Below are 23,038 nucleotides of genomic sequence, written 5' to 3'. Positions count from 1 at the left end.
CCTACCAACGCCGAGGCGCAAACCCTGCGTCCTCGGCATTTTCTTTGCTCGATCATTGTTAATCAATTTAGTTAATAAATTAAGGAATAACGAGATGAGCTATCAAGTTGTTGCAACGCTGCACGATTTGGCCGACACGCCAGCGATTCAGGTTGATTTTGCTGGCGAGCAAGTGGGGATTTTTCGCTGTGGCACGCAGTATTTTGCCACCAGCAACATTTGCACCCATGCCTACGCCGAATTGCACGAAGGCGAGTTGGATGAGGATGATTGCACAATCGAATGCCCGCTGCATGGCGCACGTTTTGATTTGGCCAGTGGCCGCCCGCGCTCATTGCCAGCGACCGAGCCATTGAAGGTCTATAACCTCAAAATCGAAAACGATCAGATTTTGCTTGAAGCTTAATTATTAATTTCAATAAAGGAGCAATCGATGAGCGATTACGTGAATCCTGATGTGTTGGTGAGCACCGATTGGGTTGCTGAGCATTTGAACGATGCCGATGTGCGTTTGGTTGAATCGGATGAAGATATTTTGCTCTATGAAATGGGCCATATCGCTAACGCGGTTAAAATCAATTGGCAAGATGATTTAAATGATGTGCAGATTCGCGATTATATTGATGGCGATGCATTTGCTGCGCTGCTGAGCCGCTTTGGCATTAGCAACGACACCACCATCGTTTTTTATGGCGATAAAAATAATTGGTGGGCCTGCTATGCCTATTGGGTTTTTCAATTGCTTGGCCACGAAAAGCTCAAAATTATGAACGGCGGGCGCAAAAAATGGATCGACGAAGGCCGCGAATTGACGCGGGTGGTGCCAAGCTTCGAGCCAACCCAGTATGTTGTTGGCGAACCAAAGCCCGAAATTCGCGCGTTCCGCGATGATGTGCTGGCCCATATTGGCCGCCCAAATGCCCGCCAAACCGCAATTGACTTGCCAGCAGGCCATAGCTTGGTCGATGTGCGCTCGCCCGATGAATTTACTGGCAAAAAATTGCACATGCCCGAATATCCTCAAGAAGGCGCGGTGCGTGGCGGCCACATTCCAGGCGCGGTCAATGTGCCTTGGGCCAAAGCAGTTAACGACGATGGCACCTTCAAGAGCGCTGATGAAATTACGCAATTGTATGGCGATGTTGGCGTAACGCCCGAAAGCGATACTGTGGTCTATTGCCGCATTGGCGAACGCTCATCGTTGACGTGGTTTGTGCTGCACGAACTCTTGGGCTACAAAAACGTGCGCAATTACGACGGCTCATGGACGGAATGGGGCAATGTGGTTGGCTTGCCAATTCATAACCCTACGACCAGCAAATAGTGTAGTTCCCTCACCCCCCAGCCCCATTCTTTCAAGGGTCGGTTTTGAGCGATTGGTCGGTGGTGGAGCGTTCCCTCACCCCCCAACCCCCTCGCCCACGAAAACGCGGGCGAGGGGGAGCACCCGTTTTCACCCCCAATCATGCCAAACCCACACAACCAAAAGCCCCTCGCCCGCGCCACGGGAGAGGGGGGAGTCGCTGAATCATTCGAAAACCACGGAATCAAAAAGCCCTCGCCCGTTGGACGGGAGAGGGGTTGGGGTGAGGGAAATTAGCTAAACAACGCCCGATTGGCGTTAAGATATTCGCCCAATGATTGCGCTGGTTTGCCAGTCAAGCGCTCAACATCGTTGCTCACAACATCCAACGCGCCTGAGCCGATCAAATCGTGATCGATGGCGACGACAAAACCGGCAACTGGCGCTGGCAGGCCGTATTGCTCAAGTTGTTGTTGGGCGCTGGCGGCATCGATTGGCTGATACACCACGTCGCGGCCTGCAAATTCAGCGACGGTTTCAGCAATGGCTTTGTGGGTTAAGCTGACCGGGCCAGTAATGTTGTACACTTCTGAAGCGGTGCTATCGCTCACCAAGGCAGCAGCGGCGGCAGCAGCACAATCGGCGCGGGCAACCAAGCCAGCAGCAGCGTCGCCAGCGGCGGCGGCAATTACGCCACTTGCCAAAGCGCCTTTTACCTTATCGGTGATCGTTTCAAAATAGAAGTTATTGCGCAAGAAGCTGTAGCTCAAGCTACTGGCCTTAATTGCTTCCTCGGTCGCAGCGTGTTCGCGCACAAATTCCATTGGGGCTGCGGCAGGATTTGTTGCTGAGGTATAAACGATGTGTTTCACGCCAGCGTCAGCGATTGCTTTTACCGCACCAGTTTGCAAACGCACTCGTTCGCTGCCAACTACATCGATGCTGATCAGCAAAACTCGTTCGACTCCGGCCAACGCAGCGGTCAAACTTGCTGGATCGTTGAAATCGCCAGCGACAACTTTTACGCCTTGAGCGGCAACATCGGCCAATTTGGCTGGATCACGGGTGATTGCTACAACTTGATTTGCCCCAACTTTTGCCAATACTTCTTGCAAAACCAAGCGTCCTAATTGACCTGCTGCACCGGTGATTGCGACCAAACCTTGAGTATGAGCCATGATTAAAAACCTCACTGATGAATTGAAGTCTAAACAACACTCGTTGTTTAATTGACATCTGTTGAATAGCATAGAGAACCCGTGCTATAGTGTCAACCAGCAAAAACGAAAATTTGTTGCTTAGGCAACAAAGGAGCCAAAATGTTGGGAAACGCTGTTAAAATTGACCCGCGCACCAAGCGCACGCGCAAATTAATTCTCGATGCCTTGATTCAGCTCTTGCGCACACGTACCTTCGAGGAAGTGACAGTTAACGAGATTGCCGAAGCTGCGACGATTAATCGGGCAACCTTCTATGCTCATTTCAGCGATAAATATGCCTTAGTTGATGAACTGATTCGTGATGGCTTTATGATGTTTCTTGATCGGCGTATGCAGCATTATCCCGACACGCCAACCCGCTATATGCAAGCTTTGCTGTGGGCAATCGCCGACCATTGGGCGATGATTCATGGCCAGTGCAATCAATATCATCGTTTTTTCGATTCGTTGGCTGAAACCCAGATCAAACGCATGCTAGAGCAACATATTCAAACATGGCTTGATCATTATTTGCCGTTACGCAACGTAGCAGCAATGCAACGCCAACTTTTGGCAACTATGCTCAGTTGGTCGGTATTTGCCTTGGCCGCCCGCTGGCTCTATAGTGATCGCTGCCAAAACCTCGAAAACTTTATCAACGATAGCGTGCCCTTGCTGGTTGGTAGCATCGAAGCGTTAAAAGGATGAAAGGCAAAAGGCAGAATGCAAAAGGCAAAAGCGTATTTTTAACGCAGAGGCTCAGAGGATGTTTGGCTATAGACTGAAGGCTATAGGCTATCGGAACGTTTGGTGAATGACACTGGTTCCAAAAGCTCATAGCCCATAGCCCATAGCCTCATACTAAAAATCTGTGGCTAAAAACAGCCTTCGCGAGCTTCGCGTCCTTCGTGGTTTCTCGCTCTTCGTGGTTTCTCGTTCTTCGTGCTCTTCGTGCCCTTCGTGGATCAGATTGAGGATTGTTGGAGGAATCTATGCGTTCAACTATTCGTAGCTTAGTGACCCAAATTGCCCCCTTGGATTTACGTGAGCAAGCAGATTGTAACGAAACCGTGGCATGGATCGATAGCGATGCGCCATTGTTTCGCACCGCCAAGCCTGCTACGCCGCCGATGCACCTCGTTTCCTACATTGTGGTTTATGATCCTGCGACCGCTCAGATTTTATTAGTTGATCATCGTAATGCCCAGTTGTGGTTGCCTTGTGGTGGCCACGTTGAGCCAGATGAACATCCAGCCAGCACCGTCAGCCGTGAAATTGAGGAAGAATTGGGGATAGAAGCGCAGTTTTATTGGCCAGAGCCATGCTTTATTACCGTAACTGAAACTGTTGGCCTCACCGCAGGCCATATTGATGTTTCGTTGTGGTATGTGGTGCAGGCTGATTCTCAGCAAGCATTGCATTACGATCAGGCTGAATTCGCCCAAATTCGTTGGTTTGCGCTTGATGACGTGCCATTAGAACGCAGTGATCCCCAGCTCGGACGCTTCCTTGGTAAGTTTCAACAGCTGCTTAATCGCGAAGATCGAGGATTATTGGCAGTGCGTTAACATTTCGTTTAAGCAGCTTTTAAGCCATTCAAAGCGCCAAAGCTGCGTGGTATAATCTAGCGATGCAGCCGTGCTGCCGATATTCAGACACCACGAGGTACCACATGTTTAAATGGCTTGGGAAACTACTGGGCGACCCCAACGCTAAGGTTGTGAAGAAAATGCAGCCAACCTTAGATGAAATTAACGCCCTTGAGCCAACATTCAAGGCTCTTAGCGATGAACAACTCCGTGAAAAAACGGCTGAATTACGCACACGGTTCGCAGAGCTTACCAAAGCGGATCGTGAAGCGCTCGACGACCGCTACGCCGACGAAAATCGCCACGATTCAACCGTCGAAAAAGAGTATCAAAAAGAATTACGAATTATCGAAGATTCAGCCCTTGATGAATTGTTGCCCGAAGCGTTTGCCCTCGTGCGCGAAGCCTCAAGCAGGGTCATTGGCCAACGTCACTACGATGTCCAGATGATCGGCGGGATTGTGCTACACGAAGGCCGGATTGCCGAAATGAAAACTGGTGAAGGTAAAACCCTTGTGGCTTCCTTGCCCTTGTTTCTCAATGCAATTCCAGGCCGTGGCGCACACTTGGTCACCGTTAACGACTATCTCGCCAAAGTTGGTGGTGGTTGGATGGGGCCAATTTTCCATAGCCTTGGCATGAGCACTGGCTATATCGCCCACGATTATTCAGCAATTTACGACCCCAATTATATCGACCCCAACGCCAAACAAGATGATAGCCGTTTGGTGCACTGGCGGCCTTGCTCACGTCGCGAAGCCTACATGGCCGATATGACCTACGGCACGAACAATGAATATGGCTTCGATTATCTGCGCGATAACATGGTGCAGCACAAAGATCAATGTGTGCAGCGTGAATTGCACTACGCGATTGTCGACGAAGTTGATAATATTTTGATCGACGAAGCCCGTACTCCGTTGATTATCTCCGGCCCAGCCCAAGAATCCAGCGATAACTATCGCCGTTTTTCTTCATTGGTGCGTGGCCTCAAGCGCTCAAGCATCTCGCCCGACGAAGTGCGCAAAGGCTTGAAAGACGATTTCGACGGCGATTACTGGATCGACGAAAAATCGCGCTCAATTACTTTGACCGAATCGGGCTTAGAGGTGATGGAAAAACGCCTCAACTTGCCCGAAGGCGAGAACATGTACGATGCCAAGAACTTCGAATTGACCCACTACTTGGAAAACGCGCTCAAAGCCGAATATGTTTTCCACCGTGATGTTGATTATGTGGTCCAAAATGGCGAAGTTGTGATCGTCGATGAGTTTACAGGCCGGACGATGCCTGGTCGGCGTTGGTCGGATGGCTTGCACCAAGCGGTTGAGGCCAAAGAATCGGTCGAGGTCCGCCGCGAAAACGTCACCTTGGCAACCATCACCTTCCAAAATTACTTCCGCATGTACAACAAACTTGGCGGCATGACAGGGACAGCAATCACCGAAGCTGAAGAATTTAGCAAAATCTACAATTTGGAAGTGGTGATTATCCCAACCAATCGCCAAGTGGTGCGCGAAGATTATCGCGACCATATTTATGCAACCCAAAAAGCTAAATACAACGCTGTGTTGCGCGAAATCAAAGAAATGCACGAGCTTGGCCGTCCAGTCTTGGTTGGTACAACCTCGGTTGAAAGCTCAGAAATTGTCAGCAATTTGCTGAATCAATCAGGGCTTGAACATTATCTCTTGAACGCTAAGCAACACGAACGTGAAGCCTATATTGTGGCCCAAGCTGGGCGCACTGGCGCAATCACGATTGCAACCAACATGGCTGGTCGCGGTACCGACATTTTGCTTGGCGGTAATCCCGATGGTTTGGTCGAGGAGCATCTTAAAGCGCTGGGCACAACCATCACCGAAGCCACGCCTGAGCAATTGGCCGAAGCAACCGCCAAAGCCAAAGCCGATGTCGATGCAGAGCGTAAAGCGGTGATGGACGCTGGCGGCCTGCACATCATTGGTACTGAGCGCCACGAAGCCCGCCGGATCGACAATCAGCTGCGTGGTCGGGCTGGCCGTCAAGGCGACCCTGGCTCATCACGCTTCTTCATCTCGCTGGAAGACGAGTTGATGACCCGCTTCGGTCGGATCGACACAATCAAACGCTTGATGGAACGTATGTCTGATGGCGAGGAAGAATTGCCACTCGAATCGGGCTTGCTCGATAAAGCCATCGAAAGCGCGCAAACGCGGGTTGAAGGCTATAACTTCGATGTGCGTAAACACGTGGTCGAATATGACGACGTGGTGAACAAACAACGCGAAGTTATCTACGCCGACCGCCATGCCATTCTTGGCGGCGAAGATATGGGCGACCGCATCCTTGAGATGGTGGTTGACGAAATCGAAGCCCATGTCGAAGATTTCCTCGATAACAAAGAGCTTGATCAGCCAGATATGGAAGGCTTCTTGCGCCAATTGTATGCGATTGTGCCGCAACTCAAAGCCCAAGAAACTGAATTGGCCGCTCGTTTCAAAGGCCGCCAAGCTGATGAAATTGGCGAAATTGCGACCGATGTTGTCGAAGAAGCCTACAATCGCTTGGGCCAAGAGTTGGCAACTCAATACACTGGTTTGTTGCAACGTGGTGTGCAGCCAATTCCTGGTGTTAGCGGCCCCGAAGCCTTCTTTGCCCACTTTGAGCGCCAAGAAATGCTCGGCGCAATCGATCGCGAATGGATCGATTATCTGACGGCGGTTGATGAATTGCGCCAAGGCATTGGCAACGTCGCGATTGCCCAACAAGATCCGTTGGTGGCTTTCAAGCGCGAAGCCTATAAGATGTTCGATGAACTCAAAGGCAATATTCAAAACCGGATTGTCTACAACTTCTTCACCGATGCAGCCAACTGGCAAGTGCGCTTGCGCCAAGTTGAACTGGAAATGGAAGCTCGTTTGGCAATGGCCCAAACCGCTGGTGGCTCAGAAAACGCTACTGAAGAAGCACCCAAGCCAGCCAAACGAGGTGTTGGTGGTGCTGCACGCCGCGTCAGCAATGCCGCTGGGCAAGCTGCTCCAGCCCGCCGCATTATTATCAAAATCGGACGCAATGACCCTTGCCCTTGCGATAGCGGCAAGAAGTTCAAAGCATGCCATGGCTTGCCGGGCAAAGAAGCCGAGCTTGAAGCAATTTTGGCGGTCAAACACACCCACGCCCAAGCTGTTGGCAAAAAATAATCTTTGATATAACGACTAAGTTCCTACAGGCCATGGAGTATTTTGCTCTGTGGCCTGTTGATTTTAGAACATAGAACATAGAGCATAGAGCAAATTCAGAAGTCAAAAATCAAAAGGCAGAAAATAAGGATGAAGGCTGAAGGATGAGGGATGAAATACCAAATCAAAGGTCAAAAGTCAAAGGTCAAAACTCAATAGCCGATAGCCACAGCTTGGCGCAATTCGTGTAATTCGTGGCTAAAAAAATAACATTCGTGATTTTCGATCTTCGTGCTCTTCGTGCTCTTCGTGGTTTCAAAACGCAGCTTTTATGGTTTGGTTGAAATCAATTTGGAGCTAGGCGTTAAAATAGCGTTTTATACTCATCTTGATGAATAGAGCTTACTATGCGAATTGTAATTAAACTTGGCACCAGCGTTTTGACCGATGGCACTGACCGTTTACAGCGCCCGCGCATGGTCGATTTGGCCCGTCAGATGGCCCACTTGCGCACTGCTGGCCACGAAGTCGTGTTGGTTTCCTCGGGGGCGGTATTAGCAGGTTGGGAGCGCTTGGGCTTTCCCAAACGGCGGCGAGAATTGACCCATAAACAGGCCTTGGCGGCGGTTGGCCAAGGTCGATTGATGCACATCTACGGCCAATTATTTGAAATTTACGATGTGCCAGTTGCCCAAACCCTGCTGACCCGCGCCGATCTGCGCGATCGGGTGCGCTACCTCAATGCCCGCGCAACCTTATTAACCTGTTTGGAAATTGGCGTGCTGCCGATTATCAACGAAAACGATGCGGTGGCGGTTGATGAAATTCGGGTTGGCGATAACGATACGCTCTCGGCGTTGGTGGCAAATTTGGTTGATGCGCAGCTTTTGGTCATTTTGAGCGATATTGCTGGCTTGTATAGCGCCGATCCGCGCCATAACCCCGAAGCTCAGTTAATCGACGATGTGGCAGTGGTAACCGAACAAGTCTATGCCTTAGCGGGGGCGGCTGGCTCGCATCGGGGCACTGGCGGGATGTTCACCAAAATTCAGGCTGCCGAATTAGCCACGCGGGCTGGCACAAGCATGATCATTGCTGCTGGCAACGAGCCTGATGTGCTGTTGCGTTTGGCCGCTGGCGAGAGTATTGGCACGCGCTTTCGGCCAGTCAGCACCCGCTTGGAGAGCCGCAAGCGTTGGATTATGGCCGAGCGCGTGCGCCAAGCGCATATTGCGGTTGATGCTGGGGCGGTGCAAGCCCTCACTCAGCAAGGCCGCAGCCTGTTGCCAGCAGGAATTGTGGCGGTTGAGGGCGAGTGGCGACGTGGCCAAACCGTAGCGATTGTCGCTCCCGATGGGCAGGCGATTGCCTGTGGCTTATGCCAATACGCCGCCCACGAAGTTGCTCAAATCAAAGGCTCACGCACCAGCGACATCGAAAGTATCCTCGGCTATTCCTACGGCGATGAAGTCATTCACCGCGATGATATGGTAGCCTTTGTTAAGGATGAGGGATGAGGGATGAGGGATGAGGGATGAGGGATGAGGGATGAGGGATGAGGGATGAGGGATAGGATTTTTGCGGCTTTGAATTATTGCTTATTTCTAAAAAGGTGTGAATATGTGAGCAATGAAATTCATCCTTCAATAAATAAGGTGTGAATGGCTGAAGAAGTATTTCATCCCTCATAATTCATCCTTCATACTTCTATAAAAGGGGTTTTATGGCTAAACTGTATTTGATTCGCCACGGGCAGGCTGTGGTGAATGTCGAGCCAATTATTGGCGGCATCAAAGGCGATCGAGGCTTGACCGATTTGGGCGTGCAACAAGCTGAACATTTGCGCGATCGGCTGATCGCAACCCGTGAAGTCGTGCCCGATCTGTTTATTTGTAGTACGATGCCACGGGCCATGCAAACCGCCGAAATTATTGCGCCTGCGTTTGCTCAACCCTTGCTCTACGATGAGACATTTTGCGAATTCAATGTTGGCGAGGCCGATGGCCTAAGCTGGAAAGAATATAATCAACGCTATGGCAAATTTGATTTCGATTTGCGCAAGCCCTTATCACCAGGTGGCGAGACGTGGCAAAGCTTCTGCCTGCGCACTCACACCAATTTTGAACGGGTGTTGCATGCCAATCCCGATGCGACGATTGTAATTGTTTGCCATGGTTGGGTGATAGAATCATCGTTAAGCTATTTTTGGCCACATACCCGCAGCGAGCAACCGAATGTTGACCTAGAAGTGACCAATACATCCTTGACTCATTGGTATCAGCATCAGCGGGGTGGGCAGGTGCGCTGGTTTTTGGGCGGCTATAACGATGCTGTGCATTTGCATGCAGCAGTGCGCTGGCAACTCGAAGGCGATCTCGAAGGCGAAGATCATCCAGCAGCACCACTCGGCGAGTTATGATGGCTAGTCAATGAGGAGTCTACAATGCTTGAGGCAATGGGTCAGCGCGCAAAGCTGGCAGCCCGATTATTGGCCCGCACAACCACGGCCCAACGCAATGCAGCCGTTGAGGCGATGGCCGAAGAACTAAGCCTTGATCGCGAATCGATTCTTTCGGCTAATGCTGCTGATATGCGGCTGGGGCGCGAGGCTGGCTTAACTCCGGCTTTGCTTGACCGTTTATTGCTCAACGAGCAACGGCTCGAAGCAATTGCCAACGATGTGCGCACGGTGGCAGTGTTGCCTGATCCGGTTGGCGAGGTTTTTGAGCAAGGAGTGCTGCCCAATGGCTTGCGCATTGAAAAGCGGCGCGTGCCGTTGGGCGTAGTCGGCGTAATTTACGAAGCGCGGCCAAATGTTACTGCCGATGTGGCAGCCTTGTGCATCAAAGCTGGTAGCGCGGTGATTTTGCGCGGCGGCAAAGAAATTACCCGTTCTGCAGCAGCATTGGTGCATGCCTTGCGCCGCGCCTTGGAACGAGTTGATTTGCCCGCTGATGCCTTGCAATTGATTGATAATCCTGATCGTGAATTGGTGCGCGGCTTGCTGACCTTGGATCGCTATGTGGATATGATTATTCCGCGTGGTGGCTCGGGCTTGCACGATTTTTGTCGTCAAACTGCCACGATTCCAGTGATTACTGGCGGAATTGGCGTGTGCCATGCCTATGTTGACCATACTGCGCCGCTCGATCAAGTTGTGCCGATCATTGTCAATGCCAAGGTGCAACGCCCAAGTGTCTGCAATTCGCTTGAAACTTTGTTGATTGAACGCAGTGCAGCCGCTAAAATCTTGCCGCGCTTGGGGGCTGCCTTGCAGGAGCACAACGTCGAATTGCGCTGCGATCCTGAATCCTTGGCGATTTTGCGCGAGGCTGGCAATAGCGAGTGGCATTTAGTCGCGGCCCAGCCTGATGATTTTGGCCAAGAATTTTCGGCATTAATTTTGGCGGTGCGGGTGGTCGATGGGCTTGATCAAGCGCTTGAACACATCGATCAGCATGGAACCGACCATTCCGACACGATTTTGTCGCAAGATCCAAGCGCAATCGAGCGCTTTTTGAATGAAGTTGATTCAGCGGTGGTGTATGCCAATTCTTCAACCCGTTTCACTGATGGATCGCAATTGGGCTTGGGCGCTGAAATTGCGATCAGCACCCAAAAATTGCATGCTCGTGGCCCGATGGCCTTGCGCGAATTGACCTCGTATAAATGGATTGTGCGCGGCGCTGGCCACGTTCGCGATTAGCTTTTTTTAGCGGGCAATTGCGCTAGTTTGGCGTGAATTGCCCGTTTGTTGATCAACCCGCAAGCCCCATAAGGTTGCTAGTGCCCCAACTACATCAGCGCCAGCAAAAAACAACAATTGCCATGGCCCAAGCCCGCTGATGACCCACCAACCGAAGATCAACGGCACGCTGAGCCGCAACACCACCGTCGCTAAAGCATAGCGTTGCAGATTGATTGGGCTAACATTCATGTGCAATACGCCGATAAAGCCAATGAGCATGCCCGCCACCCGTGGCCAAACTTCGCTAGTTGCTGGCAAGCCAAAAAGGCCCAAAATAAGATTTGGTGCGAGCGCGGCCAACAGACCGGTGCTAAGCGCATACCAACCAAACCAGCGTAAACTTTGGGTTGTTCTAGGCATCAGAAACTCCTTGTACACAGGCCATCTCGGCCAAAGCATAAATAACTGGGCATTCGCGCGAGTCGTCGGCGGAACGAGTGGCAAATTCTTCGAGCGCCAAGCGCAAGCGTTGAAACTGTTGAATCGTTTGCTCAATTTGCTGCACTTTTTGCTCAACGAATTGCTCAATCAACGCTTGCTCAGTCGTTTGCGGGCTGAGTTGCAGAAACATGCCCATTTCGCTTAGACTAAAGCCAAGTGCTTGGCCCTGCTTGATCGCCAAAATTCGCGCAATGACTGTGCCCGCATAATCGCGATAGCCCGATTCGCGGCGTTGGGCGGTTTCGATCAAACCCATGCGTTCATACAAACGGACAGTTTGGACACTTACGCCACAGCGGCGGGCTACTTGACCAATTTGCATCGCTCAATTCCTTTCTGATGCCTATCATAAACCCTATACTATGCTATAGAGTCAAGGGGTAATTTTGAAAGGATGAAGGATGAGGGATGAAGGATGAAATGCCAAAGCAAAAATCAGAAGTCAGAAGTCAGAAGTCAGAAGTCAAAAGGGATCAGGCTATTGGCTATTGTCTTTTGGCTTTGGGAAAGAATAATTTGAGCGAATCTGGGCCAATGGAAAAGATAAAGGATTAGGGAGGCTACCAAAAATCAGAAGCAAAAATGGCATAGGCGTTAGATATAATAGTACATCACTTAACCACTGATTTCCCCTCACCCCCGCGCCCGTCGAACGGACACGAGGGAACCACAGAGTCTGTGCTCCCCTCGCCCGCGTTCAGTGGGAGCGGGGCTGGGGGTGAGGGCATTCCACTGCTTGCCCATCCAATGTAACATTAGAGTTAGAATCCAAGGTTTAGGAATTTATGGAACCTTAAGCCACGCTGTACGTATTATCGGCGGTTGATTGAGAATATCAACCAAATCCCCGTAGTATTTATGATGAGGAGAATCTATGTTCAAGCGTTTAATTAACCAACCACGTCCGTACCTTTTCTTGATTCTATCCTTGCCATGTATCATCCTTGGGATGCTTATGTTGCCGTCTTCAATATTGGTAGCCTCAAATTGGGTACTATTTCTAAAGCTACTTATCTTTGCAGGAGTTATCTTTTTAGGCTATGGTCTTGATCATTTGCCAGAGATGATTGATACGATTGATTTTGATCGTAAAACGTATGGCTGGAGAAATTTATTTTTCTCGCTAAGTTTACTAATACCATTTTATACATCATCTATGTTTATTAATGCACCAACAACTGCAAGAATGTTACCTCTATTGATAACAATAATATTCGTAATCGTATCATCGTTTGGTTTTATCACAATTTTGTTTAAACATATTAGCCAATCGACATTACCACTTCAACCTGAATATCTTCTGATCAAAATCATAATGATTACAGTCGTATCGATTCCTTTATTGTACTGGTTATCAAAAGGATGGAATCTACTGCCAGTGCTTATGCTGCTAGGATTATTTAGCTATGGCTTTGGTTTAATCTATACTCGGAAAATTCAAGTATATGTGCTGTTTCGCTGTCTTACATTTATTGTAGTGAGCTTATTACTATCTCAATTGAATAATTTAATCGTCGTATGGGAGCTAAGTTTTAATCGCTGGATACGCTAAATCTGACGGCTAGTGCTGAGCGGAACACTTAATCTAATCGACTTCAATAAACAATGAGGCTACCTGCAATACATGGCGATAGATTGGTAGATAGGCCTGTGGCAGGTAGCCCCAAATTTCCTTAGGTTCAATCAGTCGTCGTTCGATCATTTCGAATTGTGGCTGCCATGCTTGGATTGTAACTTGGGCCAGCCAAAACGCGCGGACTAAAATTAGCCCTTGTTCTGCTCCAGCCAAACATTGGCTTTGGCAAAAGCCCAATAAGCTAGCGCTTTGAACCATGGCACATGCTTCTTCGGCTAGCTCGCGTTGCAAGGTTGCTGCCCACGATTCGCCTGCCTCGCTGCGGCCTGCTGGTACATCCCAATCAATCCCATTTTGGCTCACCACTACAATTTGGCGTTCAGGCGTGAGGCAAATGCCAGCCGAGCCATGAGCTTTGCCTGCTGACTCGCTATCGGCTGGGTGCCAACGCACATGCCATGTTTGTTGATGCGTATTAACCTGCCATGTAGGTTGCTGCATTGATTTTCCTCGCCTTATAATCAGCGCTACAACTACTCAATCTTCCTCACATTATAATCAAGGCTGCAAATCCTAAGGATCGCAAGAATGATTAACTACCATCGGCAATGTGGCAAATGGGGCTACACGCCAAATCCAATCGCATGGCATCCCTATCAGGCGCTATTAGCAACTGGCTCAACCTTAGATTACAAAAAACGCTATGATGTGACAATTTGGAATGCTGATGGCCAATTGCAAACCAAATTAAATTGCCAGAGTTATGTGGAGGAACTCCAATGGGTGCTGAATGGCACTTTGCTGGCAGTTCGAACCAATGTTATTCAATTATGGAATCCACATGGTCGTTTGATCCGTCAAATACCAGGCTCGCGCATGGCGTGGAATCCAGTCTATCCCCAAGTAGTCAGCTATAACGCCAAACAGAATTTTTGGCAATTATGGGATTTAGCGAGTGCTACACTTCATGATTTGGGTCAGAATCTAATCCCAGAAGCGTTTAAGGATAATCTGGCTTGGTCGGTGGATGGCGAATATCTGGTCGCTGCGTGGAATCAACCTAGCGTAAACCCAATTGAGTTGCGTATTTGGCAACGTAATGGCCAACTCATCGCGCAAACTAGCATCAACCATCACCAAATCAGCCAAGTGCTTGAAATTGTTTGGCATCCCAGTTCGCGAATGTTTGCGCTTCGAACCCAATTCACAGTGTTTTTGATCGATCGCGCAGGCCAAATGCTTGATCAATGGGAACTGGACAGTGATCAACGGGAGTGGGAACATGGCCGCTGTTTTGGTTGGTCGCCAGATGGGACTCTTTTAGCCCAAGCCAATCAAACCAAACTCCAAATACGCACTTTAAATGGTCAGAGTATCAGCATTGAATTGGCCACAACAGTAATGGCTTTCGCATGGCATCCAAGTGGCGATTTCTTGGCGATCGCAGCCTGGAATAATCAGATTCAATGTTGGGATCGCCATGGCAAGCATCTCGCAACGGTTATAACTGATGTTGCGGACGTTGGCGGAAGAGCCGTCATGATTCCATTCATCCTTGAATGGGATGTAAGTGGTAGCTATTTAGCGGCCTCGTTGCTTGGTTGTACGGTGCATCTATGGCGTTATAGCCGAATTTAATCTCAATGAGAGCAGCCCAATTAGTTCGAATTGATGCCTCCTAGCAAGCGCTTATGGTCTATGCTGTGCATATCCTATTGATTCTGTGGTCTCATCATTGCTAGTTAGCTAGCTGGCTTCTGCTGAAGCTAGGTACCATGTGATATAGGAGGTATCCATGAATCGAATCCATCGCCAGTTGGGAATTTTGAGTGCTGTTGGTTGTTTGTTAGCGCTGCTTGCCGGCTTGGCAGTTTCGCCAACGACGACCAGCGCTACACGTCCAGCACAGGGCTTGCCTGAAGTTGCGCGCGACACATCAATGGGGCAACTCAAGCCTAGTGGCACGTTACTGACGAATGCTCGTTTGCCGCAGGTAATCACCCCAGTATTCGATACAATCACTGGGGCTGATGATTTTATTAATTTTGCAAACGCACCCCATACCTATATGGGACAACCGTTCAATCTGGCAACAGCAAGCGATATTACGGCACTCCAGTTTGGGCTGGTTTCACTCTCCGCAACCACCTATACCAACATCCAAGTTCGAATTCAATTTTGGGATAGTTTCAATGCTACCAATACGCAGGTGTTTACAAACCCTGTTGGTGGTTTACTCAGCTTTGATCTTGGCGGCGGTAACCTCGTAGCGGGAGGACTTTACGATATTTCAATTCCGTTGACGAACCCGTTGACTCTGACTGGCCTCAGCGACCATGGTGTTACGATCAATATTCGTGGCGATAGCGGTGCTGGCCTTGTTGATACGACGAACCTGACTACAGCAATTCGTGGCGGTGCAGGTGCTCCAGCCTTTGCTGCTGGCTCGGTACCGTTAGGTGCGCCAAACTATGGTTATTATCGCAATGTCAATGGGCAAACCGACTTCAATTTTCTGTCCGGTGATGCGCGCAATATAGGGACAAATAGTGCCCTATACATGATCTTGTTTGCTGACATTCCTGCGCCAACAGCAACCGTCACGCCAATCGCAACGATCATCCCGACAGCAACCATCACACCAACCGCAACGATTACCCCAACGGCAACCGTCACGCCTACCGCAACCATCATTCCAACGGCAACGGTTACGCCAACCGCAACCATCACACCGACGGCAACCGTTATTCCAACTGCAACGGTTACGCCAACCGCAACGGTCACGCCGACGGCAACCATCATTCCAACCGCAACGGTTACGCCAACTGCAACGATTACCCCAACCGTAACACCAACGGTAAGCATCACACCAATTGTCACGATTACGCCGACCTTAACCATCACGCCAACTGCAACCACTCCACCGAGCGTGACGGCAACCACTACTACGCCAACCAGCACTCCACCATCAACCACGCCAACCAGCACCACGCCAACCAGCACTCCAACAACAACCGTCACCATCACATCGCCGACTATAACTCCGCTAAGTTGGAAATTGTATTTGCCATTTGTAGGCCGCTCTGAATAGTGGGCAGCAAATTGGCCTACACATTGATGGAGCATTGAGATGATGCTGCATTAATAAAGAGAGCGATCGATGGTTCGCTATCGATCGCTCTGCGTTTAAACTAGCGCGAATAATGGTGCTTGGCTTTAGTTAGGCAGCAGATATTTCTACGAATTGCGTGCCAACAACACAACCGCCGTCAGAATCAGCAGGCCACCAGCGAGTTGCCAGATGCTAATTGGCTCGTGGAGCACAACAACCGCTGCGCCAACCGAAACCAACGGCTCCAATGCAGAGATCGTTGAGGCTGCGGTTGGCCCAATCCGTTCAAGTCCAACAAAGAACATCACAATTGCCAGCACGGTGGCAACCAGCGCGATGCCGACAATTGCCAGCCAGCCGTTGATACTTGCTGGCCAAACTGGGCCGCGCGCCAGCATGATACCTGTATACACGACCGCCGCTGCGCTCATAATGACCGTCGATGCGGGAATAGCTCCAGCGCGGGCGGTAATCTGGCTGCCCACCGTGATATAGATGGCGTAGATCACCGCTGCAGCGATGCCAAGCATGATGCCAAGTGGCTTGCCGCCACCGATCGGGCCGATTGCCAACGCCGTGCCCGCCAAGGCAAGCGCCAAAGCTATCAGCTTGCGCGTAGTCAAGCGTTCCTTGAAGAACACCACGGCGAGCAGCGTAACCAGTCCAGGATAGAGGTAGAGCAATACCGCAACCAATCCTGCCGATGCCATGGTCAGCGCAACAAAATAGGCCAGCGACTGGCCTACATAACCAATCCCGCCCAACAAGATTAAGCCAATTAGCAGCTTGCCCCGTGGGAGCCGTTCACCGCGCAGGCGCAGAATGCCATGCATCACAATTGCGGCGATAGTGAATCGCAAACATAAGACCGTAATCGGCTCAGTGCCATCGTCGTAGGCTAATCGCGCAAATACTCCCAGCCCACCAAAGGCCATTGCCGAGATAATCATGGCCGTAATTCCAAACCAGCGCTGGCGACGGGCCGCTGGTTCGGGGTTATGGCTTGGCGAAGAAACCGCTGAATCTCCAACAGCCTGCTTCATAGCATCCTTTCACTAGTTCGAGCCAACGATTCACCCATTAAATGCTCGTCAGCGAAACCCAAGAGTCTGTGATAATTGAGAATAATGCTGGGTTATAGTGTACCGCAATCGTCAGATGGCTGATTGTTGGGCATGAATTTGGCGAAGCTATTGCGTGATCAAGCGTGGATTTTTAAATGATAAACGCCCAGCTGAGTTTTCAGCTAGGCGTTTATGCTTTGGCTCCCTGACTAGGACTCGAACCTAGGACATGCTGATTAACAGTCAACCGCTCTACCAACTGAGCTATCAGGGATTATCATTTGTAAAAAGAAGTGGCTCCCTGACTAGGACTCGAACCTAGGACCCATTGATTAACAGTCAATTGCTCTACCAACTGAGCTATCAGGGATTATGCTGTTACAACGCAAACGTCGTTCAACAGTGCTGAAGTATAGCCTAATTGGCCGGTTTTGTCAAATGTTGCTTGACGAATTCAAAAATCGATTATAATGATACTTGGTATCAATAAATAAACAAGGATTATACTCCATGTCGAAGTTGCCGCTTCCAGTAACTGTGCTTTCAGGGTTTCTCGGTGCTGGAAAAACCACCTTATTAAATCATATTTTGGCCAATCGCGATGGTCTGCGGGTGGCCGTGATCGTGAATGATATGAGCGAAGTGAATATCGATGCGCGCTTGGTGGGCCAAGGCGAGCTGGCGCTCAATCGGGTTGAAGAACAATTGATCGAGCTCAGCAATGGCTGTATTTGCTGTACGTTGCGGGAAGATTTGTTGCTTGAAGTTGGTAAATTGGCCCGCGCTGGGCGTTTCGATTATCTGCTGATCGAATCAACTGGCATCTCCGAACCCTTGCCTGTGGCCGAAACCTTTACTTTCGAGGATGAATCTGGCGTAAGTTTGGCTGAAATTGCCAAGCTCGATACGCTGGTGACGGTAGTTGATGCGCATAATTTTTTGCACGATTTCAATGCTGCTCACGATTTGCGCGACCGCGATTTGGCAATTGATGAGGCTGACGAACGCACCTTGGTTGATCTGTTAATCGATCAGATTGAGTTTTGCAATGTGTTGGTGATTAACAAAACCGATTTGATTCGTGCTGAAGAGCTAACCCACTTGCACGAATTGCTGAGTACGCTTAATCCGCAGGCTAAAATTGTGCATGCAACTCATGGCAATGTGCCGCTCGCCGCAATGCTCAATACTGGCTTGTTTGATTTTGATCAAGCGAGTGCTGCGCCTGGCTGGCTGGCCGAATTGCGTGGTGAGCACACGCCCGAAACTGAGGAATATGGCATTCGCAGCTGGGTTTATCGGGCACGCCGACCATTTTCGGCCCAACGCTTTTGGGACTTTGTGAATAGCGATTGGCATGGCGTGATTCGGGCCAAAGGTTTCTTTTGGGTGATTTCGCAGCCAACAACTGCTGGCTTGCTCTCGCAGGCGGGCCAAAATTGTCGCGTCGAGCCTGCTGGCGAATGGTGGGCCGATAGCGATCAAAGCGAGTGGCCGGAAACCGCCGAGGAACGAGCTGAAATTGAGGCCTTGTGGGATGCACACGTTGGCGATCGTCGCCAAGAATTAGTCTTTATTGGCCAAGATTTTGATCAGGCTTGGTTGCAACAGCAATTGGATGCTTGTTTACTCACAGATCAAGAATGGCAGCAACCAGCCGAATTCTGGCATATCGATGATCCGTTTGAAGACTGGAATGAGCAAGAAGTTGTTGGCTAGGTTTTGATCCACGAAGGACACGAAGGGCCACGAAGATGTGATGAAAGGCTACAGGCTACATGTAATGGTTCATTGGATTGGCAATCAAGAACATGCCCTCACCCCCAGCCCCGCTCCCACTGAATGCGGGCGAGGGGAGCATGGGTTTCGTGATTCCCCCTCGCCTCGCGGGCGGGAGAGGGGGCTAGGGGGTGAGGGGATCAGGCCATGGTTAACGCAATGAACCATTACAGCTACAGGCTATAGGCTATTGCCTTTTAATTTTTGCTTTCTGCCTTTTGCATTTCATCCTTTGGTTCTCTGCGCCTCTGCGTTAAACGAACAGATATTTAACGCAGAGACGCAGAGTTGAATCTCCAATCCCCAATCCCTAACAACCGATCCCCAATCCCTATGCTCTTTGTTCTTCTTTTACTCCCGCATAATTCATCCTTCATCCTTTTCTCATCCTGTTTGGCTTATCAAGAGATTGTGATAAAATAAACACGCCCGCGACGGCACCGATTCGAAAAACATTGCACCGCCGCTTGACGCACAGTGGCGGTTTTGGCGTGAACGCCATGGGAGTCACGCACCGAGAAAGGAATCGCCAATGCTGAAAGGAACGATGGCCTATTTTAAGGGTCTCAAAACCACGGCGAAATATCTCTTCAAAAAGCCTGTGACCGTTGAATATCCTGAGGTCAAACGGCCTGTCCGCGAGCGCTTCCGGGGGCGGCATGAACTGAAGCGTTTTGCTAATGGTTTAGAGCGGTGTATTGGGTGTTCGCTGTGTGCGGCAGCTTGTCCTGCTGATGCAATTTATGTTGTGCCTGGCCAGAACGATCCGGCTAAGCCACGCTCTGCAGGCGAGCGCCATGCGGCGGTGTATGAAATTAATATGTTGCGTTGTATTTTTTGTGGCTATTGCGAAGATGCATGCCCAACCAACGCAATTGTGCTTGAGCACCAATATGAATTAGCCTTCTACGATCGCCGTGCCTCGATCTATACCCAAGAGATGTTGTTGGTGCCGGTCGATAAAGGCCACGGCGAAGTGCCACCAGTCTTGCAACAAACTGGCAAACAACTTAACCCACCGGCCCAAATAGACCTGTAGTAAAGGCAAAATGCAAAATGCAGAAGGCAAAAAATAGAAACTGAGTATTTTGACTTCTGACTTTTGCCTTCTGCCTTGTTTCGGGAGTGTCCATGGAAACATTTTTGTTTATCACCACGGCCATTGTGGCGGTGGGGGCAGCCTTGGCAATGGTGCTGAGCAGCAATGCAGTGCATAGTGCGCTGTTTTTGATTTTGAATTTCTGCTCGGTCGCCATTTTATATTTTTTGCTGCGCGCGCCGTTTCTCGGTGCAGTTCAAGTGACGGTTTATGCTGGCGCGATTATGGTGCTGTTCCTGTTCGTGATCATGCTCTTGGGCGCTGAAAATGCTGAGCTTGGCGAGGAGAAGATTGGTTGGCAAAAGCCCGCTGGCCTCATCCTTGGGGTGGCATTATTGGCCGAGATTGGCTATGTGGCCTATCGTGGCACCAAGCTGATCGACGCGCCAGTGGCCGATGCGACCAATATTGGCGCACCAACCACGATCAGCGCCAAATTGTTCAGCACCTACCTCTTGCCCTTTGAAGTCATTTCTATTCTGCTCTTGATTGCAGTAGTCGGGACAGTTGTGCTGACCCGTCGGCGGGTGGTTGCCCGCGAGGAGCGCCAATCGTGATTTCAACCAATGCTTATGTGTTGCTGAGTGCAATTCTATTTACGATTGGGGTTGTTGGGGTCTTGGTGCGCCGCAATGTGATCATCATGTTTATGTCGGTTGAGTTGATGCTCAATTCAGCCAATTTGGCGTTAATTGCTTTTAGCCGCGCGCGTGCTGAGAGCGATGGCCAAATTATGACATTTTTTGTGATTGCAGTCGCTGCGGCAGAAGTCGCAGTTGGTTTGGCGCTGTTGGTGTCGATTTTCCGTGCCAAAAAGACCACCAACATCGATGATGTGAATACGCTCAAGGGCTAGGCAACGGCCTTGCACCTTGCCGAAGTGTCTACTGGAGAACTTATGGCGGAATTAATTTGGCTTGTGCCGTTGCTGCCACTGCTCGGTGTCGTGATCAATACCCTGTTGGGGTTGAACGATTTGCGGCGTAGCCGTGCCAACGCTCACCACGACCACGGGCATAATCACGGGCATGGCCACGCTGACGCGCACCACGGCCACGGCGATAACCCAACCTCAAAACGCTCTGGCTTGATTGCGAGCCTGATGGTTGGCTTGGGCTTTGTGCTGACCCTCGTAACCCTCGTTGAGTTGCTGGGCATGCCTGCCCCAACCACGTTGGGCGAAAATAATCGTTGGTTTGATGTAACCTATTGGAAATGGATGGCCTTTGGCGATTTGAAAATCCCCTTCGGCTTTTTGATCGACCAACTTTCAGTTACGATGATGCTCTTGGTCACTGGCGTAGGGACGTTGATTCACCTCTATGCGATTGGCTATATGAGCCACGACGAACGCCCAACCCGTTTCTTCGTCTACCTCAACCTGTTTATTGTGGCAATGTTGATGCTCGTGATGGGCAACAACTTTGTGATGCTGTTCTTGGGTTGGGAAGGCGTGGGCTTGTGTTCGTTCTTGCTGATTGGCTTCTGGTTTGAGCAACGCGACCCACCATGGGCTTCGGTCAAAGCCTTTGTGACCAACCGGGTTGGCGACTTTGGCTTGTTGATGGCAATGTTTGCAATTTATGCCTTGGCGCGCAAGCCCGATGGCACCTTCTTGCATTCATTAATCTTCCGTGAAGTCTTGGATCAAGGCACGGTCTTCTCGCTGCAACAATACAGCACCTTCTTTATGGGCACGCAATACACGGCGGCTGGGGCGATTGCCTTTATGCTGTTGCTTGGCGTAACCGGTAAATCGGCGCAAATTCCGCTGTTTGTTTGGTTGCCTGATGCAATGGCTGGCCCGACCCCAGTTTCAGCTTTGATTCACGCCGCGACCATGGTTACTGCTGGCGTGTATTTGATGATCCGCACCCACCCAATCTTTGAATTAGCACCATCAGTCCAAACCACGGTAACCTTTATTGGGGTTGCAACGGCGTTGGTAGCGGCTTCGATTGCGCTCGGTCAATACGACATCAAGAAGGTGCTGGCCTTCTCGACTGTTTCGCAATTGGGCTTTATGGTGGCGGCGGTCGGGATGGGAGCATACGTTGCCGCGATGTTCCACCTGCTGACCCACGGGATTTTCAAGGCGCTCTTGTTCCTTGGCTCAGGCTCAGTGATTCACGGCTTTGGCAACGAACAAGATATGCGCAAAATGGGCGGGCTGCGTAAGAAAATGCCTGTTACCTTCTGGACGTATATCGTCGGAACGATGGGCTTGATTGGCTTCCCGTTGGTTTCAGGTTTTTGGTCGAAAGACGAAATTATCGGCCATGCCTTTGATCACGATCATCGCACGGTTGGCATATTGTTGATTGTGGGCGCGGTGTTAACCTCGTTCTACATGGGTCGCCAAATCTCAATGGTCTTCTTTGGCGAACAACGCGATCAACACATTCACGCGCACGAGAGCAGCCGTTGGATGACTGCCCCGTTGTTCGGCTTGGCGATCTTGACTCTGGCAAGTGGTTTGATCAACCTGCCTGGCAAAGATTTTCACTTTCTGACCACATGGCTTGAGCCAATTGTCGAAGAAGAAGCTGCCAAGTTCCACCTTAATATCGCCGCAATTGTGACGATCTTAGGCTTGCTTGCCTTTGCAGCGGGCTTCTACCTGTATCAATGGGCAGCTAAAAACAAGCGCATCAAGCCCAACCAACGCGACCTGTTGCACCACTGGGGCGGCGATTTCTACGCCATCCTTGAGGAAAAATGGGGCTTTGATGCCTTGTATAACGCTGTTTTAGTCAAGCCCTACAAGGCTTTGGCGAGCTTCTTTGGTAAGTTCTTCGATGTCAAAATTATCGATGGCATCGTTAATGGCACGGCAGAGCTTGTCGGCTTGTCGGGTCGCGGCTTGCGAACGTTCCAATCGGGCTATGTACGCTCGTATGCACTGATGTTTGTGATCGGTGTAGTGATCGTGCTTGGCTTCTTTGCGTTGCGCTAGGACGTGAAGCG

At 50.2% G+C, this 23,038-nt stretch carries 22 protein-coding genes and 2 tRNA genes; 17 read left to right on the top strand and 7 right to left on the bottom strand.

The window, feature by feature from the left end:
• Positions 1 to 94 precede the first annotated feature (94 nt).
• Positions 95 to 406 (top strand): Rieske (2Fe-2S) protein, encoded by a 312-nt coding sequence (locus ACFMKP_RS10365; RefSeq protein WP_382291552.1) that lies wholly within the window; start codon positions 95 to 97, stop codon positions 404 to 406.
• A 27-nt stretch (positions 407 to 433) separates the two neighbouring features.
• Entirely contained in the window at positions 434 to 1,324 is an 891-nt protein-coding gene (locus tag ACFMKP_RS10360; protein ID WP_382291550.1) for a sulfurtransferase, read from the top strand.
• Positions 1,325 to 1,596: 272 nt separating this feature from the next.
• On the opposite strand, the gene ACFMKP_RS10355 is transcribed toward ACFMKP_RS10360, so the two are convergent.
• Positions 1,597 to 2,481 carry an NmrA family NAD(P)-binding protein gene (locus tag ACFMKP_RS10355; protein WP_382291548.1) on the bottom strand — a complete coding sequence of 295 codons (885 nt, stop codon included), beginning with the start codon at positions 2,479 to 2,481 and terminating at the stop codon, positions 1,597 to 1,599.
• Positions 2,482 to 2,622: 141 nt separating this feature from the next.
• On the opposite strand from ACFMKP_RS10355, the gene ACFMKP_RS10350 reads away from it, so the two are divergent.
• From ACFMKP_RS10350 to ACFMKP_RS10325, 6 genes are all read left to right on the top strand, one after another.
• The gene (locus ACFMKP_RS10350) at positions 2,623 to 3,210 is read left to right on the top strand and encodes a TetR/AcrR family transcriptional regulator (protein WP_382291547.1); all 588 of its coding nucleotides are present in this window, start codon (positions 2,623 to 2,625) and stop codon (positions 3,208 to 3,210) included.
• Between the two features lie 284 nt (positions 3,211 to 3,494).
• Complete coding sequence (locus ACFMKP_RS10345) at positions 3,495 to 4,070, top strand: NUDIX hydrolase (RefSeq protein WP_382291545.1); 576 nt, start codon at positions 3,495 to 3,497, stop codon at positions 4,068 to 4,070.
• Positions 4,071 to 4,174: 104 nt separating this feature from the next.
• Positions 4,175 to 7,273, top strand: coding sequence for a preprotein translocase subunit SecA (gene secA / locus ACFMKP_RS10340; protein WP_382291543.1), 3,099 nt, complete (start codon positions 4,175 to 4,177; stop codon positions 7,271 to 7,273).
• A 386-nt stretch (positions 7,274 to 7,659) separates the two neighbouring features.
• A complete protein-coding gene (gene proB, locus ACFMKP_RS10335) occupies positions 7,660 to 8,769 on the top strand; it encodes a glutamate 5-kinase (RefSeq protein ID WP_382291541.1) in 1,110 nt (369 codons plus the stop codon).
• 206 nt (positions 8,770 to 8,975) lie between these two features.
• On the top strand, positions 8,976 to 9,671 hold the full coding sequence (locus ACFMKP_RS10330; protein WP_382291539.1) for a histidine phosphatase family protein: 696 nt from the start codon (positions 8,976 to 8,978) through the stop codon (positions 9,669 to 9,671).
• A 24-nt stretch (positions 9,672 to 9,695) separates the two neighbouring features.
• On the top strand, positions 9,696 to 10,958 hold the full coding sequence (locus ACFMKP_RS10325) for a glutamate-5-semialdehyde dehydrogenase (RefSeq protein ID WP_382291537.1): 1,263 nt from the start codon (positions 9,696 to 9,698) through the stop codon (positions 10,956 to 10,958).
• Between the two features lie 6 nt (positions 10,959 to 10,964).
• Here ACFMKP_RS10325 and ACFMKP_RS10320 read toward each other — a convergent pair whose 3' ends face one another.
• Both ACFMKP_RS10320 and ACFMKP_RS10315 read right to left on the bottom strand, forming a co-directional pair.
• Positions 10,965 to 11,360, bottom strand: coding sequence for a hypothetical protein (locus ACFMKP_RS10320; protein ID WP_382291535.1), 396 nt, complete (start codon positions 11,358 to 11,360; stop codon positions 10,965 to 10,967).
• Positions 11,353 to 11,763: a heavy metal-responsive transcriptional regulator gene (locus ACFMKP_RS10315; protein WP_382291533.1), complete on the bottom strand. Its 411-nt coding sequence runs from the start codon at positions 11,761 to 11,763 to the stop codon at positions 11,353 to 11,355. Before ACFMKP_RS10315 ends, ACFMKP_RS10320 begins: the two co-directional genes overlap by 8 nt.
• An 86-nt stretch (positions 11,764 to 11,849) precedes the next feature.
• Between ACFMKP_RS10315 and ACFMKP_RS10310 the strand changes: the two genes are divergently transcribed.
• Both ACFMKP_RS10310 and ACFMKP_RS10305 read left to right on the top strand, forming a co-directional pair.
• The gene (locus ACFMKP_RS10310; protein ID WP_382291531.1) at positions 11,850 to 11,996 is read left to right on the top strand and encodes a hypothetical protein; all 147 of its coding nucleotides are present in this window, start codon (positions 11,850 to 11,852) and stop codon (positions 11,994 to 11,996) included.
• A gap of 319 nt (positions 11,997 to 12,315) precedes the next feature.
• Complete coding sequence (locus ACFMKP_RS10305; protein ID WP_382291529.1) at positions 12,316 to 12,993, top strand: hypothetical protein; 678 nt, start codon at positions 12,316 to 12,318, stop codon at positions 12,991 to 12,993.
• 33 nt (positions 12,994 to 13,026) lie between these two features.
• Here the strand turns inward: ACFMKP_RS10305 and ACFMKP_RS10300 are convergent, their stop codons facing one another.
• The gene (locus ACFMKP_RS10300) at positions 13,027 to 13,518 is read right to left on the bottom strand and encodes an NUDIX hydrolase (protein WP_382291527.1); all 492 of its coding nucleotides are present in this window, start codon (positions 13,516 to 13,518) and stop codon (positions 13,027 to 13,029) included.
• A gap of 87 nt (positions 13,519 to 13,605) precedes the next feature.
• Here ACFMKP_RS10300 and ACFMKP_RS10295 point away from each other — a divergent pair, with 87 nt between their 5' ends.
• Both ACFMKP_RS10295 and ACFMKP_RS10290 read left to right on the top strand, forming a co-directional pair.
• A complete protein-coding gene (locus tag ACFMKP_RS10295; protein ID WP_382291525.1) occupies positions 13,606 to 14,655 on the top strand; it encodes a WD40 repeat domain-containing protein in 1,050 nt (349 codons plus the stop codon).
• Between the two features lie 157 nt (positions 14,656 to 14,812).
• The gene (locus ACFMKP_RS10290) at positions 14,813 to 16,108 is read left to right on the top strand and encodes a hypothetical protein (RefSeq protein ID WP_382291523.1); all 1,296 of its coding nucleotides are present in this window, start codon (positions 14,813 to 14,815) and stop codon (positions 16,106 to 16,108) included.
• A 146-nt stretch (positions 16,109 to 16,254) separates the two neighbouring features.
• On the opposite strand, the gene ACFMKP_RS10285 is transcribed toward ACFMKP_RS10290, so the two are convergent.
• The 3 genes from ACFMKP_RS10285 to ACFMKP_RS10275 all read right to left on the bottom strand — a co-directional run bounded on the left by ACFMKP_RS10285 (position 16,255) and on the right by ACFMKP_RS10275 (position 17,563).
• Complete coding sequence (locus tag ACFMKP_RS10285; protein WP_382291521.1) at positions 16,255 to 17,172, bottom strand: DMT family transporter; 918 nt, start codon at positions 17,170 to 17,172, stop codon at positions 16,255 to 16,257.
• Between the two features lie 219 nt (positions 17,173 to 17,391).
• Positions 17,392 to 17,467, bottom strand: a tRNA-Asn gene (locus ACFMKP_RS10280).
• A gap of 20 nt (positions 17,468 to 17,487) precedes the next feature.
• A tRNA-Asn gene (locus ACFMKP_RS10275) sits at positions 17,488 to 17,563 on the bottom strand.
• A gap of 140 nt (positions 17,564 to 17,703) precedes the next feature.
• On the opposite strand from ACFMKP_RS10275, the gene zigA reads away from it, so the two are divergent.
• The 5 genes from zigA (at position 17,704) to nuoL (ending at position 23,027) form a co-directional block, all read left to right on the top strand.
• A complete protein-coding gene (gene zigA / locus ACFMKP_RS10270) occupies positions 17,704 to 18,912 on the top strand; it encodes a zinc metallochaperone GTPase ZigA (protein ID WP_382291519.1) in 1,209 nt (402 codons plus the stop codon).
• Between the two features lie 592 nt (positions 18,913 to 19,504).
• Entirely contained in the window at positions 19,505 to 20,011 is a 507-nt protein-coding gene (gene nuoI / locus ACFMKP_RS10265) for an NADH-quinone oxidoreductase subunit NuoI (RefSeq protein WP_382291517.1), read from the top strand.
• Between the two features lie 92 nt (positions 20,012 to 20,103).
• Complete coding sequence (locus ACFMKP_RS10260; RefSeq protein ID WP_054537139.1) at positions 20,104 to 20,628, top strand: NADH-quinone oxidoreductase subunit J; 525 nt, start codon at positions 20,104 to 20,106, stop codon at positions 20,626 to 20,628.
• Positions 20,625 to 20,927 (top strand): NADH-quinone oxidoreductase subunit NuoK, encoded by a 303-nt coding sequence (gene nuoK, locus ACFMKP_RS10255; protein WP_054537138.1) that lies wholly within the window; start codon positions 20,625 to 20,627, stop codon positions 20,925 to 20,927. The genes ACFMKP_RS10260 and nuoK overlap by 4 nt, the downstream gene beginning before the upstream one ends.
• A gap of 42 nt (positions 20,928 to 20,969) precedes the next feature.
• The gene (nuoL, locus tag ACFMKP_RS10250) at positions 20,970 to 23,027 is read left to right on the top strand and encodes an NADH-quinone oxidoreductase subunit L (RefSeq protein ID WP_382291514.1); all 2,058 of its coding nucleotides are present in this window, start codon (positions 20,970 to 20,972) and stop codon (positions 23,025 to 23,027) included.
• Positions 23,028 to 23,038 lie beyond the last annotated feature (11 nt).

The sequence above is a fragment of the Herpetosiphon sp. NSE202 genome, from assembly GCF_042688385.1.
Lineage (GTDB): Bacteria > Chloroflexota > Chloroflexia > Chloroflexales > Herpetosiphonaceae > Herpetosiphon.
This window is presented reverse-complemented; position numbering and strand designations above follow the sequence as displayed.